We start from the raw sequence: 17,608 nt of genomic DNA, 5'->3' as shown, positions 1-17,608 counted from the left end.
GTCTTAAAACGGAATGGATCCCAAAACTTGGTTACCATTCCATTCAAGAAGCCAAAGCAGACATTGGTTTTTATTTAATGCAGTACTACAACCGCATCCGACCACATCATTTTAATCAAGGGGTCAGTCCTTATGAGGCTGAACAAAAACTTAAAACTGTGTCCAATATTTGTTGACCACTACAAGAAGCGATTTTCCCCTTCCTTGCAAGAGAGTTAGGAACAATAGCTTTTTCTCCTCCTCGTAAGAGAAGGTTAGGGATATACGCTTTTCCTTAACCTTCTAGGAGCGAGTCAGGGAGAGGTCAGTACTAAGGTTTAACGCTTAGTTTTGCCCCGGATTCGGTGGTACCAGTTCATCCAGATCTTTATCAGACAGCTCATCCAGCTCGCTCAGGTCGGTTTTAATTTTCCACTGGCTTTCATCTTCAACCGGATTCGGCAAACGCGCTTCCAGCCAGTCGCAGACCACATCGGGCGGGAAATCGGCATGATTACACTGGATCACCCAAGACAGGAAATCTTTGGCTTCACCATTCATATAAGGTGGTGGCGATACCGGTAAAAACTGCGTTGGCAAACGTTCATTCTTGGAAATATAGTTCAGCACATGACCCAGTTCCTGTACGGTTTGCCAGGCCAGTGGGTGTGCTACATTAATCTGAAATTTAAACCACCATGCCTGAGCACCATCTGTGCCATAGGCATCGATCAAGTTTTTTTGAACACTGGGTACTTTGCAGAAATATTCATAAAGACGATCAAAACTTAAATCAGACACAAGCATGAACCTAGTATGAAAAAAAGCGAGTGTAGCATAAAAGTAGGCCATTATTTTCACTGAGAAATACGGCCGATCTACCGCCATTCATCTAAAAAACTTGTATAAAGCATGCATGTTCATTTTTTATCCTTAATCCTGTTTTATAGTAAAATCAATAGGCTGATGTTTGGGAGTCGGGTAGTGAAAAGAATACAAGCAGGTTTATGGTTAGGCATTGGATTGTCTGCCATCTCGACATTATCGCTGGCCGATACCAATCGCTGGGCCAGTTATCAGGGTGTGGAGCGAAAATCGCATGCGCAGCATTATCCACAGCATCGCCCGTCTTATCCGCAGCACAGGCCACCACAATATTATCCACCACGTCCGCAATGGGGCCATCAACCGGTACGTCCGGGCATCAGTATTCAATATCAGGCGCCCACCACCATTTACCAGAATTCGCAAAGTTATAGCTGGGTCAATGGTGACCCGAATGTGGCCCGGATTGAAAGCAGCACGCAGACCATCATTACTGACTGGCGCCGTTTAGGTTTGCCGGCTCCGCCAAATGGCAGCTACTGGATTTATGAAAATGGTCGTTATATTTTGGTGCCAAACCGTTAGATCATCCGGAGCGCTCCAGCGCTAAGGAAAACTATTTGAACCAAACTGATGATCCGGTGAATCTTCACTCAAAAATCAGCGCGCCGTAGTGGTATCCAGGCGCGCTTTTTGTTCTTCAGATTTGAATGATGGATGTGATTTTGGTGTTTAGGCCAGTTCATCATCTTCCGGGCGTGGGGTCTTGCCTTGTGGCAACGGTTTTTCACTGTGTTTATCCCGAATTACCGATGGATAATTCCAGGAGGCAAAACGTACCACCAGAATCGCAAAGGCTAGAATCAGAATCGAACCGGTAATAATTACTAGGTCAATATCCGCTTTATGGTCGTGCTGGATATCGGAAATCAGCAGCCGGGTCAGGGCGGTAATGGCAATATAAATCAGGAAGCGTACTGGCATGTGGTTGGTTTTAAAGTAAATACCCACCATGGCACCGAGCTCCAAATAAATGAACAGCAGTAAAATATCATCAATCGTGGCATATTGTTTGACGGTCAGAATATCGACCACAGTATGGCCGGCCGACCAGATCACCATACAGCCAATCACGAACAGGGCAATATAGTGAAAACTTTCAACGGCCAGATTACCCAACCGGTCGAGGAGGGTTTCTATTTTTTCTACTTTGGGATGCCGTGCTGTCATATGCTCCTCCTGATTCTGCTGAATGAATAAGAAAAACTCATGCAAAAACTGTGCACAACTACAGGAAAAGTGGTGTAAAAACAGCAGGAAAACATGGATGCTATAAAAAAACGCCTGACAGTGCAGGCGTTTTTGAGAGATAAAAAGCTTAAGCCTGATGAGTGAAATAATCTTCCGAGAATTTCATGATCACATCAGAACCGGCTTTGATACGGGTAATCCGCATTTCCAGCTCTGGCAGAATACGTTGTACAAAGTACAGACCCAATGCCAGCTTGTTCTGATAGAACTCACCCTGTTTGGCCTGCGCTGCTTGGGCAATACGGGCAAACATATAGGCAAAGCTGAGCAGACCAACCGCGTGTAAATAATCGACCGCTGCTGCATTCGGGAATTCTGCATTTTCAGACGCCGCATTCAGAATGTATTGCGTTACCGATTCGACTTCTGTGGCTGCATCTAAGGTCGCATCTTTAATGAAGTTCAGATCGGCATCTAACTGGTTGGCAAAGTCACGGATTTCAGCAATATATTCTGTAATATAGGCGCCCTGACATTTAATGGTTTTACGGCCAATTAAATCTTGTGACTGGACGCCATTGGTACCTTCATAAATTTGCGCAATACGTAAATCACGTACACATTGCTCCATGCCCCATTCACGGATATAGCCATGACCACCGAAGCACATTTGCGCATCCAGTGTTGCCTGGAAAGCGGTATCGGTTAAATAGGCTTTGGCAATAGGCGTTAGCAGCGCCACACGGTCATTGGCTTTTTTCACCGCGTCTGCATCAGTCGAGAATTTGGTGATGTCCAGCTGTTGGCCGACATAGACTGCAAAGGCACGTGATGCTTCGTTGTTGGCACGCACATTCAAGAGCATACGACGTACATCGCCATGTACTAAAATGCTGTCAGCCGGTTTGTTTGGTGATTGTACACCTGAAGCGCTGCGGCCCTGTAAACGGTCAGTCGCATATTGTGCTGCATTCTGGTAAGCAAATTCAGAGGCGCCTAAACCCTGAATACCCATTGACAGACGTTCATAGTTCATCATCACGAACATGGCTGCCAGGCCTTCGTTTTCTTTACCGACCAGATAGCCTTTGGCACCATCAAAGTTCATGACACACGTGGCAGAGGCTTTAATCCCCATTTTGTGTTCGATAGAGCCTGGGCCAACCGGGTTACGTTCACCGAGTGAACCATCGGCATTGACCAGGAATTTCGGTACGATAAACAGCGAAATACCGCGTGAACCGGCAGGTGCATCTGGGGTTTTGGCCAGTACCAGGTGAATGATGTTTTCAGCCAGGTCATGATCACCACCGGTAATAAAGATTTTGGTCCCGGTAATGTTATAGCTGCCATCTTCGTTGCGTTCCGCTTTGGTTTTAATAATCCCCAAATCGGTACCGGCATGTGGTTCAGTCAGACACATGGTGCCAGACCATTCACCTGAATAAATTTTTGGTAAATAGGTTTCTTTCTGTTCCTGAGAAGCATAGCTGCTCAGTGCCATGCCCGCACCGACTGACAGCAGTGGATACAGCATGAATGACGGGTTGGTGGCAAAAATCATTTCATCTGACAGAACGGTCAGCATTTTTGGCATGCCTTGACCGCCCCATTCTTCATCGGCACCCAGGCCAATCCAGCCGCCTTCGGCATATTGCTTGAATGCTTCTTTAAAACCGGCCGGTGTGGTTACGCTGCCATTGTTATATTGAGCACCTTCTTCATCACCAGTGCGGTTTAAGGGCAGGGTAACGTTCTGGGTAAATTTGGCCATTTCTTCAAGAATAGCTTCTGCGGTTGCAGCATCGAGGTGGGCGAGATTTTCGTTATTTTGCCAGAATTGTTCTGCTTGGAAGACATCATTCAGGATGAATTTCATATCGGCAAGCGGTGCGTTATAAATTGGCATAGTTCATTTCACCTGTTTCTTGTTTATTCATAGTGATCAGGTCAGTCTAAACGATGAGCTTTCAATTGATTAGACGACGAAAGGTTAATATAGCGCGATAAATAGAGAAAAAGGACCGCCAACAGCTGGCCGTCCTTTTTACATCCATTACAAGTTACTACACATCACGTGCATTAGAAGGCGAAGTGTTCAGCATCAAGCGCCATCAATGGATCCAGGCCAGTCGCAATCACGTCAACATGCGAGCGTACACGTGGCAGGATCTTCTTGAAGTAGAAGCGTGCAGTGGTCACTTTGGCATTATAGAAGTCGACATCGGTAGTACCCGCAGCCAAGGCTTCTTGTGCAACCAGTGCCATACGTGCCCATAGGTAAGCCAGTGTCACATAGCCAGAGAAGTAGAGGTAATCGACTGCTGCAGCACCGACTTCTTCAGGGTTTTGCATCGCACGCATACCAATTTGCATGGTCAGGTCGCCCCATTCTTTGTTCAGCGCGGCCAGCGGTTCAACAAACTCTTTCATGCCGGCATTGTCTTTGTTGGCTTCTGCGAATTTGTGAATGATCTTGGTGAAGTCTTTCAGCATCGCGCCTTGCGTACCCAGAACCTTACGGCCAAGCAGGTCAAGTGCCTGAATTTCAGTAGTACCTTCGTACAGGCAAGAAATACGCGTATCACGTACAATCTGCTCCATACCGTGCTCGGAAATAAAGCCGTGACCACCAAACACCTGTACACCGTGTTTTGCAGCTTCTGAACCGGTTTCGGTCAGGAAGGCTTTGGCAATTGGTGTCAATAAAGACAGGATGTTGTCGGCAAATTTACGGTCTTCTTCCTCAGCAGCCTGCTCAACCACATCTGCATATTGAGCCAATAAGTAAACCAGCGCACGGCCACCTTCAGCAAATGCTTTTTGGGTCAACAGCATATTACGTACTGCTGGATGCACAATAATCGGATCGGCTTCTTTTTCTGGCGCTTTCGGACCAGACAGTGAACGCATGGCCAGACGGTCTTTTGCATACGCCAAAGCGCCCTGGAATGAAGATTCAGATGCAGACAGACCTTGTACTGCAGTACCGATACGCGCCGTGTTCATGAAAGTGAACATACAGTTCAGACCACGGTTTTCAGGTCCAATCAAGTAACCTTTGGCGTTGTCAAAGTTAATCACGCAAGTCGCATTACCGTGAATCCCCATTTTGTGTTCGATCGAGCCACAACGCACTGCATTACGCTCACCGATTGAACCATCGGCATTCAGGTTGAATTTCGGTACGATGAACAGTGAAATACCTTTGGTGCCTTTCGGTGCGCCTGGTAAACGCGCCAGAACGATATGGATGATGTTCTCGGCCATGTCGTGCTCACCGGCAGAGATAAAGATTTTCTCGCCAGAGATTGCATAGCTGCCATCCGCATTTGGTTCTGCTTTGGTGCGGATAATACCGAGGTCAGAACCGGCATGAGATTCGGTCAGACACATGGTCCCGGTCCAGACACCTGATACCAGATTTGGCAGATAGGTATCTTTTTGTTCTTGCGAACCGTGGTGCTCAAGGGTACGTACTGCACCATGAGACAGACCCGGATACATGCCCCAAGCCCAGTTTGCGGTACCGACCATTTCAGAAATGGTAATGCCCAGAGAGTTTGGTAAACCCTGACCGCCGTACTGTTCTTCGGCAGATAAAGACGGGAAACCCAGTTCGATATATTTTTGATACGCTTCTTTAAAGCCAGTCGGCGTGGTGACTACACCATCGTTCCAGGTACAGCCTTCGCGGTCGCCCACTTGGTTTAAAGGAGATAATTCATTTTCACAGAAGTCAGCAGCAGCTTCTAAATATTGGTCAACCAACTCACGGCTTACGTTTCCAGAGAATGCAGGGAGTTTTGCATAATGTTCTTCAGCATTTAATAATTCATGCAAAACAAATTGCATATCACGTAGTGGCGCTTTGTATTGTGGCATATCGGGTTCCTCAATACTGGTTTAACCAGCGGTTATAATCCTAAATCAGTGAGTTCACGCGCCTTCACAGGCGCATCTTGAATGTTTTAATCGTGCAACATCTTCTAATTGGGTACAAGCATTTCAATGGCTTTTCTTGGTGACTGTAAAGTCAAAGATTTTTAACTTGAAATAGCTAAGTGTATTGAGTGTAAACAGATTTATCGGTATAGGAAGTGGACAAATAGTCAAAAACGTAAACAGATATGTCCAATAAAAAAGGCGCACCATGCGCTTTTTTATTTGCTGACTTCGCTTAAGCCACTTTGGCCGGAATGGTCACAGCGGTATTCGGTTTAAAACGTAAGCTGCATTGACCATTGACCGATTTGTCGCCCAGTTTAATCTGGACAGTCTGACCGGCTGTTTTGCCGTTACAGGCATTGGCCATAGCCTGTTGACGGGCCTGACGCTGTGCCAGGCGCTGATCATACTGTTTCACCAGTTCGGCACGTTTGGCATCGGTTAAGGCACCTGTCTGAGCAGCATGCTGTTTAAACTGGCGTACATCGCCACGCATTGGACGATGTTCACGGCTGTGTTTAAGCTGCTGGCGTTCCGGCGTAAACACCAGGGTACAGGTCCCATTCACGGTTTTTTCACCGGCTTTGACCTGAACCACCTGTCCGGTAGCTTTGTCTTCACAGGCCGTTTTGATCTGCTGCATCATCTGGCGGCGTTCAGTACGCAGCTGCTGCCATTGTTCACGCTGTTCCGGGCTTAGGCGTGCATGTTTGCCGTGCATGGAGTGAGCCATACGACCTTCACGTTCCTGCGTTGCTGTACTATTGGTTGACTGACAGGCTGTCAGTGTCCCGACACTGAGTAAACCCACTGAAACAAGCGCAATTTTTGTCATCGTTTTCATGATTATTGTCTCCACACAGATCCGCGATACAGTTATCTTTAACTGCGACAAGAATAAATAATAAAGATGAAGAAACAATGGAGAGTTTTTTCAGACACTGTTCGCTACAATAGTGAAATAAAAGAAAAATTGAGATGAGTGTTTTGAAAATACGCCGGATTCCAATCGCCCTGCGCCTGTTTTTGACTGTGCTATTGACCGCGCTGGTCATTTCCACGGTCAGCCTGTGGGTGCTGCACTGGAATATGCAACGCAATTTCACCAAATACGTGGCCGATGTCGAAATGCAGAAGCTGGATCATGTGATTCATAATCTGGCCGGTGTGTATGGTGTCTATCATGATTGGGGTAATGCCATTCAGGCGCAAATCCTGCAAATTGAAGGACAGGCCGGCCCGGAAGATTATGACCGCCTGTCGCGCTGGTGGTTGCGCCGTCAGTACGATATTGCCTTGCAGCAGCGTTATTTTGAAGAACATACCTTAATGAATGTGGCGCCAACGCTGGCTGAACCAGATCCGCAGAAACGCCAGGCCTCGCAGGAGGAACTAAAATGGCTGGAAATGAATCTGCCTTCCGAGTACCGTCCCTTTGAAGGCCTGAAATTTCCTTTAAGCGCGCAGCAGAATACCACCCGGGTTAATCAGGGCAGTGCCCAGAATCCGCGTCCGAATCAGCCACAATCGGATGGCAAAAAACAGTTTATTTCCATGCCGGACCGTTTGGGTCTTAGCTCGCGTCTGGCTTTATATGATGCCAAACGCCAGTTTGTGGTCGGTGAGCCGGCAGAAGGACAAATGTCGTATCGCCCGATTTTAATGAACAATCAGGTGGTCGGCTATCTGGGTTTAAAACCGGTGCTGGATCAGGATGACGCACTCAGCATTAATTTCTTTAGCGAACAAAAGCGTTATCTGCTGCTGATTTATGGTCTGTCCTTTATTGCCAGTTTACTGGTGGCCTGGTTATTGGCGACCTATTTTAAAAAGCCGATTCAGCGTCTGCTCAATGGGACCCGTGAACTGACCAAAGGCAATTATCAGTATCAGGTGAAAGTAAACCGTAATGATGAACTCGGTGATTTATCTACAGAGCTGAATCAGCTGGCAGTCATTTTAGATCAGCATGAAACCTCACGCCGGCAGTGGGTGGCTGATACCTCACACGAATTAAAAACCCCGCTGGCAGTGTTACAGGCCCAAATTGAGGCTATGCAGGATGGTATCCGTAAAGCTACACCGGAACACTTAGATGCAATGATGCGTCAGGTCAGCAGCCTGAAAAAACTGACTCAGGACCTGGCTGATCTGGCGCAGGCCGAAGCCATGCAGCTGAAATTCTATCTGGCCTCAATCAACCCTTGGCAGGTGATTGAACAGGAAGTCGAGAATTTCCGGCCGAAGTTTGAACAGGCCGAGTTAAGCGTGCGTCTAGAAGGTGAAGCTGTGCCTTTACAATTAGATATAGACCGCTTTAAACAAATTATGGTGAACTTGATTGCGAACAGTATTCGTTATACTGAGGCCGGTGGGCAGGTTCATATTCATAGTGAGCAGACGGCAACAGAATGGAGTGTCTATGTCGATGACAGTCCATTTGGCCTGACCGATGAACAGCTAGCCCGTTTAGGCGAGCGTTTTTACCGGGTGGATGATTCGCGTACGCGGAGCACTGGCGGTACCGGTTTAGGTCTGGCGCTGTCTGCTAAAATTGCGCAGGCCATGGGTGGCCAGCTGAGTTTTGCGCATTCGCCATTGGGTGGCTTGCGCTGCAAACTGACTTTCCCGATTCCGACCAAACAATAAAAGGAAAAGATATTCATGAAACATGTCATGCTGGTTGAAGATGAAGTTGAACTCGCTCAATTGGTCCGCGACTATCTTGAAGCTGCTGGGTTTGAGGTCAGTATGTTTCATGATGGACAAGAAGCCTATAACAGCTTTTTGCAGCGTAAACCGAGCCTGATGATTCTGGATCTGATGGTGCCACGTATGGATGGGCTGACCATTTGCCGTAAGGTACGTGAGCAGTCTGATTTACCCATTATTATGGTCACGGCGCGTACCGAAGAAATTGACCGGGTGCTGGGCCTGAATATGGGTGCAGATGACTATATCTGTAAGCCATTTAGTCCGAAAGAACTGGTGGCACGTGTGCAGGCAGTGCTGCGCCGCTTAGACCGCAAGGCTGAACCGGAAACCAATGATTTATTCCGGATGGATAAAGCCCAGCAACGCATTTGGTATCAGCAAAAAGCGCTGAACCTGACCCCAACCGAATTCCGTTTACTGGAACTGTTTTTAGAGCATGTCGGGCAGGTCTATTCCCGTGCCCAATTGCTGGATCATATTAACCCGGACAGTTTTGATGTTGCAGATCGGGTGATTGACAGTCATATCAAAAACCTGCGCCGCAAGATTTCCGAAGCGGCAGAAACCGGTAATCGTCATGAGTGGATTCAGGCAGTGTATGGGGTTGGCTACCGTTTTGAATATCCGGAAGATTAATTTCATGCGGAGTGAAAAAGCGAATAGATATGTGCCTATTCGCTTTTTTTATGAGAGTAGGTTGTGCAGTATTTAGGGGCAGGATGGTGATAAATCAACAGACTGATCAAGCATAAGACCAAGATAAAAGGGGGGGATTTCTAATATTATAATTTTTAAATGAATTTAATTTTTAACAAGAATATTTTGTAAATTTTAATAAGCCTGAAAATTGAAGTAAATAAAATTCCGGTATAATCCGCAGCCCGCTTTTGGGAATTTTTCTATGCACGTCAATACTGAGCTTGTCGCACGCTTAATTCAGCGCAATATCACCCCCGCGATACACTATTTTGAACAAACCCAGGATAGTTCCCGCCTGGAACATCAGATCAACTTCTGTGTACAGCAGATTATTGTCTGTTTAAATTCCGATACAGTGGCCACCATCAAAGCACTATTGCAGTATTTAATTGCAAAAAGCCAGCACAGCAGTGAACATTCAGGGTGGCGCAAAGCCTTTGAGTTGTTCAATGATAAATATAAAGTTTAATCGCTGATTTTACATACGAGAGACAGGATTAAACTGTGGGCACGATTTATCTCTGTGTTTTTGCCCGAGCTAAACACGCGAGCCTACAGTTTTGAGTAACGCTATACGTTGTCGATCCAGTTTCTTGAGTTTGGACACCACCAACGCATAAGAATTCAGCACTAAATCTTCGATTAAAGCTTCATCCAGCTCTTCATCTTCATACACTGAAATCCAGTGCTGTTTATTCATATGCCAGCCGCTACGAATATACGGATAAATATCACGCAGCATGGCACCATGATCTGGCGCTACTTTTAAATTAATGGCCGCTTGTCCGTGCAGATGGAACTGCAACATAAAGACTTTATCCAGCACTTTAAACACATCACAACCCTCACCAAAGGGTTGGGTCACTGTGACTTCAGGCAGGGTAGTAGCGACTTTTGCCGCAAGTGGATGTAAAGCCATACGCAATTTAGGTTGAAGGGCGCTCTGTGGATAATGCTGAAATTATCCACAATTTACCAGGCCAATGTGGATAATTTAAGACGAGCAGCTGACCATCACTTCAGGCACATCGCTTGGCAGCGGCGCTAAATCTTCCGGTTTTTCCAGCGCGGTCTGCCGGGTATAGGGTTGGCTGAGCAGGCTAAATAAACGCTCGACTTCAGAAAAATCATCCCGCTCGGCCAGTTCAATCGCTTTTTGCGCCATATGGTTGCGCAGGATGTAATGCGGATTGACGGCGGTCATGGCGGCATCCAGTTCATCGGTATCCTGATGTTCACGAATACGCTCATATTGCGTCAGGAAGGCTTCAAACTGACGACGGTCTAAGCAATCATCTTTAATCGCTTCATAGTCTTTATGTTGCAGGCGAATAAAGCTTTGGGTGTAGTCCAGCTGTTCGCTTTGCAAGATTCTTAAAAAAGCCATCGCGCAGTCAAAGCTGTCTTTATGGAAGCTGGGTAAGCCCATTTTCTGGTTTAAGCCATGCTTGTAGTGTTCCAGGAAGGTCGGTTCAAAATGAGTTAAACATTGAGCCAGATCTGTTTTCCATTGCTCCTGGTCATCGTCTGCGGGACAAAGCGGAATCAGGTTGTTCAGCCAGGTCCACAAGTTCCAGTGCCCAATACTCGGCTGTTGCTGATAGGTATAACGTCCCTGATAATCGGAATGGTTGTTGATCCAGTTCGGGCGAAAGCGCTCCATAAAACCGTAAGGACCAAAATCTAGGGTAGAGCCGGTGATATTTAAATTATCGGTATTCATTACCCCATGGGCAAAGCCAACCAGCTGCCATTGGGCAATCATCACTGCAGTACGCTGCACCACCTGCGTGGCAAAAGCTAAAACAGGCTGCTCGGCCTTCAGACATTCCGGATAATGCCATTCGATACATTTCTGGGTAAATTCAGGCAGTAAATCTGGCTGATATTGATTGATCCATTCAAAATGCCCCAGCCGAATATGACAGTCCGAGGTACGTAACATCATTGCACCCGGTTCCAGTTTTTCACGCTGTACCCCTTGGGTGGATGAAGTAAATCCCACGGCATTACTGGAAGGTACGCCCAAGGCATTTAAGGCATGACCGGCCAGATATTCACGAATCACCGAGCGTAACACCGCGCGACCATCGCCCATCCGTGAATAGGGAGTGGCACCGGCACCTTTTAAATGCAGATCAATGGTCTGCTGATGCTGGTCAACAATCTGGGCAATCAGTAAACCACGTCCATCACCGAGCTGACCGGCCCATTGCCCGAATTGATGCCCGGCATAAACCATAGCCAATGCCGGAAATTCAGCAAATGTTTTCTGGCCGCTACAGATTTCGACCCACTGTGCTTTGTCTTCATTTGACCATTGCAGTTCATCGGCCAGTGCTGCATTGAAATGCCCGGCTTTGGCGCCTTTTAAAGGCAGCGGTTGTTGCTGGTGATACAGACGGGAAGGCAGGGTAGGATAGCGCGAGTTAAATTGCATTGCAGAACAGCCATTCAGAACAGGCCTTCACTATAACAAACTTGGCTGGAGAAAAGTGTCGTGTTTCCGAATAGAAAAAGCCTCCATCAGGAGGCTTTTTGCAGGGCTTTGGTATTATTGTGAAACCGGATTCTTTTTCAGGTTGCGCATCAGAATGTTCAGGGTTTCCCGGTGATGGGTTAGACGCTGTTCCACCAGCTGGAATTCAACTTTCAGCTTGTCATCCATTTGATGGATTTTTTCTGCCACCGCCGATTTCTTGGCCTGAATTTCCTGCTCTTTTAACTTGGCCCAGTCATTTAGGGTATGGGTAAAGGCTTCATATTCTTGTGCCAGACGCTGTTTGACGCTGCTGATGTCGTCATTGACATTGTGGCCATATACCGCCAGGTCCTGCTCGGCATATTTGAACTTCATCGCCAGTTCCGCTTTTTTAATATTAAAGCTTGGAATACGGCGCAGGTTTTTTGCCAGCCCCAGTTTCGAACAGCTCCAGATTAACCATTTGGTCGGGTCATATTGCCACCATTTCACGCCATTACGGTAATCGTACTGGAAGATATGGTGATAGTTATGATAACCCTCGCCCCAAGTGGCAATAGCCAGCCAGAAGTTGTCACGTGCCGTATTTTCGTCGGTATATGGACGTTTGCCCCACATATGACACAGCGAGTTAATAAAGAAGGTCACATGGTGGCTCAGAATCAGACGCATTAAACCGCCTAAAAGTAAAACACCCCAGATGTCGCCAACAGCCCAGCCAATTGGCAGCAAAATGCCAACATGTACCAGAATCACTAACGGTACATAGTATTTATGCTGGAACATCACCAGTTTGTCATTCAGCAAATCTGGCGCATTTTTATAATTCGGTTCTGCTGCCGGATAGTCGCGCAGCATCCAGCCTAAATGGGCGTACCAGAAACCGTTATTGATGGAATACGGATCTTTATCGACATCATCGACATGACGGTGATGGGTACGGTGACCTGAGGCCCAGAACAGGATACTGTTCTGCACGGCAAAGGTGCCCATAATCATTAAAATGATTTTCAAAGGTAAAGTGGCTTCATAGGCACGGTGCGCCCATAAACGGTGATAACCTGCTGTAATACCCAAGCTGCTAACGCCAAGTAAAACAAACATGCTGATCCAAGCTGCGAGGCTAAAATCATGGTGGTAAGCATATAACGGGATGGCAATGATTGCGACAATTGGCAAGAACACCAGAGCAAAAACGGCAACCCAGTTAATTGGGGCTTTGGGTAGGGGAGCATTCATCTCCAACAGTACTCCTGAAAGCTGGGGAGGTGTAAAGAAGTGCTTAATCCATTACTTTTTGTATGGAATAAGATTTGAGCATATTAGCATGCGCGTTTCGGCGTCACTAGCATTATTGTACAGATGTATTGTACTAAACAGTAACAGAATAAGATTGAAGCTTCATTGATTTTATCGAAGGCTGCGGCATGATAAAGATAAATCCTTGATCAATGCGAAATCAATCACATGAGATACCGTAAAATTAGTTTAATTTTGCCGTATTTGATCGCGGTGGTTTTCATTACGGCCTGTCAAAGCACACCGCCGTCTTCTACAGCCTCCAAAGTCCAGTCACAGCCACGTGCGGTAAAAGCACCGGCAGCGGTTAAACGCAGTAGCGATGGTCTGCAGGATATTCGCTGGGAAATTCAAACCATTCAGGGGAAAAAGGCACGTTATTTTCATGCCAGCCCGTATTTAATGCTCAATTCCCGTTTTCAGAATCTGCAGGGCAATACCGGCTGTAATTCTCTTTTCGGCCGCTATCAGCTGCAGTTCAGTCAGGGCCGTTTAAGCCTGAACAGCCGTGCCACGCATAATAGTTGTGATCATGCGCTGGCGCAGGAAGCCGACTTGATGGATGCCTTGCAACGGGTCAAACGCTTCCAGTTACAGGGTAAAACCTTATATTTGCTGGATGAGCGCGGGCTAATGCTGATTCAGGCCAATCAACGCTAAATAGAAGTTCAATCAATATAAAATCAGCCTGTAACATGCAGGTTGATTGAGCATCTGTTTCTATTAAATATGCTGCATCATTAGTTTTGGAAAATCGGTAATTAATCCGTTAATGCCTAAATCTTTCAGCTGTTTGGCACGTTCTACTTCATTCACCGTCCAGACACTGACCCCCAGTTGTGCTTGCTGGGTGGCCTGAATCATACGCGGGGTCGCCAGTTCATTCATCCAGCCAATCTGGCAGCAGCCAAAGTGCAATGCCTGTTCAATGGCCTGTTCCTGAATATCTTCTTCAATCAGTAAACCGCGCTTAAAGGTCGATTGCTGCGCCTGTAAGGCCTGATGAATTTTCAGGTCAAAACTGGTAATCACAGCAGAATGTTCAAAGCCTTTGAGCTGCTGGTGCAAGGCCAGGGTCAGCTGTTCAGCCTGTGCCTGGGTTTCCACGGCTTTAATTTCAACTTCAATATGTTCAAAGTTCTGGATTAGGGCCAGGGTCTGGTTTAAATACGGGGTGATTTCAAAATTCGACCAGTTTTTCCAGCCATAGGCCTGATTATAATGATGTAAATCTTGCGTGCTGCATTCATACAGCGGACGGTCCTGACCGGTGGTCCGGATCAAATGATCATCATGCATAATGACCAGTTGCTGGTCTTTGAGCTGACGTACGTCAAACTCGACGGCGCGTACGCCTAAATCCTGAATATACTGAAAACCGCCCAGGGTATTTTCCGGGGCTTCGCCGCGGGCACCACGATGTCCAATTATACGCATAACAGGCTCAGCGTTTGGGGAGGAAGTTTCATTGTGAGCCTTTAAGATGACCGGGATGTGACAGCGCTATTGTGCGCTGATCTTAAATTTATACAAGTCAGATCAGCGCATATTTTCATCAATTTTTTCTATGAAAATGACGGCTTTATTCAATCGTTTCGTTAATGTTTTTTTGCCACAGCACTTCAGCGCCACCTTCACTGCGTTGCAGGGTGCGTGAAGCCACAAATAACCAGTCAGATAAACGGTTTAGGAGCTGTAAAGAGGTGGCCTGAATATTCTGGTCACGGCTATGCACCGACATCACGCTACGTTCGGCACGGCGGCAGACAGCACGGGCCTGATGGGCATAGCTACACGCCAAGGTGCCGGCAGGCAGAATAAAGTCCTTAAGCATCGGCAGGGTTTCATTCATCCGGTCAATGTCGTTTTCCAGAAACTCGATTGACACCGGTTGGACCAGAGTAAAGCCCGGAATACAGACTTCACCGCCTAAATCAAACAGCCAGTGCTGAATCAGGCTTAAAGATTTATCCCAGCTGGCTTTGTCCTGAATGGTGCTGGTGGCAATTTGTGCGCGCAGTACACCAATGGTGGCATTCAGTTCATCGACATCGCCGAGTGCGGTAATGCGTAAATCATCTTTGGCAACACGTGAACCATCACCCAGACCGGTGGTGCCTGAGTCGCCAGTACGGGTATAGATTTTACTTAAACGGTGGCCCATAGCTGTTCCTTGAATTTTTAATCATGTGAATATAAAAAGGATCATGCCACAGTCACGACATGATCCTCAAAATTTATATGTCCTTTGGGGCGTTTAGTATTTAACCGTTACGCCGACAGAGGCGAGGCGGCCGCCGTTGATGTAGTAACTACCACTACCATAGGCTGTACGATATTTACTATCACTAACATTTTGAATATTGGTAAATAATTTGATGGCTGGATGAAGTTGGTAATAGCCACTCATATCTACATTGAAATGGCCTGGAATTCTGACATCATCATAAGCACTGTTATCTGAAGATGAGTTCGCTGTTAAAGTGGTAGATAAGCCAAACTGTTCTTCAGCCCATCCTAGGGTAAGGGTTGCTTTCTGGCGTGGTCTACGGCTTAAGTCTTCACCGGTAGTATCATCTTTGGCCCGTACATAATGGTAGCCTGTTTTAATAAAAGCATGTGGGGCTTGCCAATTCAGATACAGTTCACTACCTTCAAAAATTGCACGATCCAGGTTTCTAAAACTGTAGCCTGTCGCTTCTGTGGCATCAATTAGATGATCTACCTGATTTCGATACAGGGTAATGCCTGTTGTCAAGCCATGATTGAGCTGTTGATCTAGGCCAATTTCGAAAGAAAGACTTTCTTCAGGTTTTAAATTCGGATTGCCGGATGAGCTATAAAGTTCGTTTAGGTTTGGTGATCGGAAAGCCGTTCCAACATTGGTATAAAGGCTGGTTTGAGGCAGAAGTTGGTATCGGGCTGCAGCCTGGCCGATAGTATGTGTACCATATTTTTCATGATCTTCAACACGGATACCTACTTGGGTATTCAGTGTATTGGTCTGATATTGATGCTGGAAATAATAGCCCAGTGAATCTAGATCAGTTTCATATTTTTGACCATAAGACAGCACATTACCCTGAATATTTTGATGTTGTGTACCAATTAGAATTTGCTGGGCAGAGTTAAGCTGTAATTTTGCATATAATTCTGCTTCTCGAGTTTGACTGGAAGCAAAGTCAAACTGTCCCATAAAATTAGGATCATTTTGATATAAGTCATCTTGGAACTGGGAAAGGCGAGCATTCAGTTCAAGTTGTGGCTTTAATTTTACATGACCTTTTAGATTAATAATTTCTGTTTCAAAGTCCTGATTATTTAGAGCACCAAAATTATCATATTTAATATTTCCCTCATTTTGCTGATAATCCAGAGAAACAGCATAGTTTTGTTGATCTACACCAAGTTTGGCGCTATAGCCTTTCTGATCAAAAGCAGCAGTTTCATGACTGGTTTCTTTAATTTTTGTCCCATCTGTTTCTAAACGCTGGCCACGAATTTGAGCATAAAATCCCTGTTCTGCCAGATCAGCACCGATAACAGTTTTATAGGTAGAATTTTCACCCACTTCAGTTGTTAGCAAGGCTTGGTTTTTTTCAGGTGTTTTTGAAACCATTTGAATGACACCACCAATTGCATCTGTGCCGTATAGAACAGATGCAGGGCCTTTTAGAACTTCAATTTGTTGAATATCGGTGGTATCTAAGAAAGATAAAGAGGCCATACCTGAAGAGGCTGTATTTAGACGGATGCCGTCACGAAGTACGAGTGTATGGTTAGAGTTGGTTCCGCGGGTAAAAATTGAAGACACTTGCCCAAAACCGCCCGATTGCACCATATTGATGGATGCATCGGACATTAAAAGATGGGGGAGTTCGGCAATTGGAGATTGCTCTAATATGTGTGGCTCAATAATTGAAATCCGCGCAGGCACATTGCCAATCTTCTCTTCAGAACGAGTAGCTGTAACCACCAAGGTATCCAGGGCCGCATTGACGGCAGGTTGCTCTTGAGACTCCGTAGCAAAGACAGAAGTTGAAAACCCCATCGCAAGAGCGATTGCACCTACCAAGGCAGTAGGTTGAAATTGAATAGACATGATATGTGCTCCATACATTCACCCCACGTGAATGATTGAGTTAAAGGGCACAACAAGCAGGTATCCGGACTTCAATGTGGCGCCAGGCATCTTGATGATGACCTGGACCTATATATCCACCTTCCCATATCTGAATACAGTGGTGTAAATCGCATGATTTAAACTGATATATGTTTCATTGTTACCGTTGCGGGGGCAGTGTTGGATTTTCACCAATTTCCCTAAAGCCAAGGCTTAAACTTGCTGTGAAACGGGCGCAGTATAAGTGCCGTATGCATTTTAAACAACTTGTGCAAGAATTATCAGGC

Annotated in this window: 16 protein-coding genes and 1 riboswitch; of the genes, 5 read left to right on the top strand and 11 right to left on the bottom strand. The window is 46.2% G+C overall.

The features are described 5' to 3' along the window. Positions 1 to 324: 324 nt before the first annotated feature. Positions 325 to 780 (bottom strand): hypothetical protein, encoded by a 456-nt coding sequence (locus tag FTT64_RS12890; RefSeq protein WP_005180018.1) that lies wholly within the window; start codon positions 778 to 780, stop codon positions 325 to 327. Between the two features lie 183 nt (positions 781 to 963). On the opposite strand from FTT64_RS12890, the gene FTT64_RS12885 reads away from it, so the two are divergent. Further along, on the top strand, positions 964 to 1,389 hold the full coding sequence (locus tag FTT64_RS12885) for an RcnB family protein (RefSeq protein ID WP_005180017.1): 426 nt from the start codon (positions 964 to 966) through the stop codon (positions 1,387 to 1,389). A 147-nt stretch (positions 1,390 to 1,536) separates the two neighbouring features. On the opposite strand, the gene FTT64_RS12880 is transcribed toward FTT64_RS12885, so the two are convergent. The 4 genes from FTT64_RS12880 to FTT64_RS12865 form a co-directional block, all read right to left on the bottom strand. Next, positions 1,537 to 2,034 (bottom strand): phosphate-starvation-inducible protein PsiE, encoded by a 498-nt coding sequence (locus tag FTT64_RS12880; RefSeq protein ID WP_005180016.1) that lies wholly within the window; start codon positions 2,032 to 2,034, stop codon positions 1,537 to 1,539. A gap of 148 nt (positions 2,035 to 2,182) precedes the next feature. After that, a complete protein-coding gene (locus FTT64_RS12875) occupies positions 2,183 to 3,964 on the bottom strand; it encodes an acyl-CoA dehydrogenase C-terminal domain-containing protein (RefSeq protein WP_104484488.1) in 1,782 nt (593 codons plus the stop codon). 173 nt (positions 3,965 to 4,137) lie between these two features. Further along, the gene (locus FTT64_RS12870) at positions 4,138 to 5,940 is read right to left on the bottom strand and encodes an acyl-CoA dehydrogenase C-terminal domain-containing protein (RefSeq protein ID WP_075168330.1); all 1,803 of its coding nucleotides are present in this window, start codon (positions 5,938 to 5,940) and stop codon (positions 4,138 to 4,140) included. Positions 5,941 to 6,235: 295 nt separating this feature from the next. After that, positions 6,236 to 6,847, bottom strand: coding sequence for a hypothetical protein (locus tag FTT64_RS12865; RefSeq protein WP_180182462.1), 612 nt, complete (start codon positions 6,845 to 6,847; stop codon positions 6,236 to 6,238). Positions 6,848 to 6,981: 134 nt separating this feature from the next. Between FTT64_RS12865 and baeS the strand changes: the two genes are divergently transcribed. From baeS to FTT64_RS12850, 3 genes are all read left to right on the top strand, one after another. Further along, complete coding sequence (gene baeS, locus FTT64_RS12860; RefSeq protein WP_005180006.1) at positions 6,982 to 8,652, top strand: sensor histidine kinase efflux regulator BaeS; 1,671 nt, start codon at positions 6,982 to 6,984, stop codon at positions 8,650 to 8,652. A 15-nt stretch (positions 8,653 to 8,667) separates the two neighbouring features. Then, on the top strand, positions 8,668 to 9,354 hold the full coding sequence (locus tag FTT64_RS12855; protein WP_005180005.1) for a response regulator: 687 nt from the start codon (positions 8,668 to 8,670) through the stop codon (positions 9,352 to 9,354). Between the two features lie 265 nt (positions 9,355 to 9,619). Continuing rightward, positions 9,620 to 9,886, top strand: coding sequence for a hypothetical protein (locus FTT64_RS12850; protein WP_104505830.1), 267 nt, complete (start codon positions 9,620 to 9,622; stop codon positions 9,884 to 9,886). A gap of 69 nt (positions 9,887 to 9,955) precedes the next feature. Here FTT64_RS12850 and FTT64_RS12845 read toward each other — a convergent pair whose 3' ends face one another. The 3 genes from FTT64_RS12845 to FTT64_RS12835 form a co-directional block, all read right to left on the bottom strand. Further along, entirely contained in the window at positions 9,956 to 10,336 is a 381-nt protein-coding gene (locus tag FTT64_RS12845) for an MmcQ/YjbR family DNA-binding protein (protein ID WP_163145456.1), read from the bottom strand. Between the two features lie 75 nt (positions 10,337 to 10,411). Further along, entirely contained in the window at positions 10,412 to 11,857 is a 1,446-nt protein-coding gene (locus FTT64_RS12840; RefSeq protein WP_180172718.1) for a YdiU family protein, read from the bottom strand. 114 nt (positions 11,858 to 11,971) lie between these two features. Beyond that, positions 11,972 to 13,138: an acyl-CoA desaturase gene (locus FTT64_RS12835; protein WP_005179996.1), complete on the bottom strand. Its 1,167-nt coding sequence runs from the start codon at positions 13,136 to 13,138 to the stop codon at positions 11,972 to 11,974. A 228-nt stretch (positions 13,139 to 13,366) separates the two neighbouring features. Between FTT64_RS12835 and FTT64_RS12830 the strand changes: the two genes are divergently transcribed. Beyond that, positions 13,367 to 13,858, top strand: a complete 492-nt coding sequence (locus FTT64_RS12830; RefSeq protein WP_005179993.1) for an META domain-containing protein — start codon at positions 13,367 to 13,369, stop codon at positions 13,856 to 13,858. Positions 13,859 to 13,921: 63 nt separating this feature from the next. Here the strand turns inward: FTT64_RS12830 and FTT64_RS12825 are convergent, their stop codons facing one another. From FTT64_RS12825 to FTT64_RS12815, 3 genes are all read right to left on the bottom strand, one after another. Next, positions 13,922 to 14,635, bottom strand: a complete 714-nt coding sequence (locus FTT64_RS12825; RefSeq protein WP_005179990.1) for a glycerophosphodiester phosphodiesterase — start codon at positions 14,633 to 14,635, stop codon at positions 13,922 to 13,924. 145 nt (positions 14,636 to 14,780) lie between these two features. Beyond that, complete coding sequence (locus FTT64_RS12820; protein ID WP_180182463.1) at positions 14,781 to 15,362, bottom strand: cob(I)yrinic acid a,c-diamide adenosyltransferase; 582 nt, start codon at positions 15,360 to 15,362, stop codon at positions 14,781 to 14,783. A 93-nt stretch (positions 15,363 to 15,455) separates the two neighbouring features. Beyond that, positions 15,456 to 17,300 carry a TonB-dependent siderophore receptor gene (locus FTT64_RS12815; RefSeq protein ID WP_005179986.1) on the bottom strand — a complete coding sequence of 615 codons (1,845 nt, stop codon included), beginning with the start codon at positions 17,298 to 17,300 and terminating at the stop codon, positions 15,456 to 15,458. Positions 17,301 to 17,337: 37 nt separating this feature from the next. After that, positions 17,338 to 17,559: riboswitch (cobalamin riboswitch) on the bottom strand. Positions 17,560 to 17,608 lie beyond the last annotated feature (49 nt).

The sequence above is a fragment of the Acinetobacter sp. Q186-3 genome, assembly GCF_013420655.1.
Classification (GTDB): Bacteria; Pseudomonadota; Gammaproteobacteria; order Pseudomonadales; family Moraxellaceae; genus Acinetobacter; species Acinetobacter indicus.
This window is presented reverse-complemented; position numbering and strand designations above follow the sequence as displayed.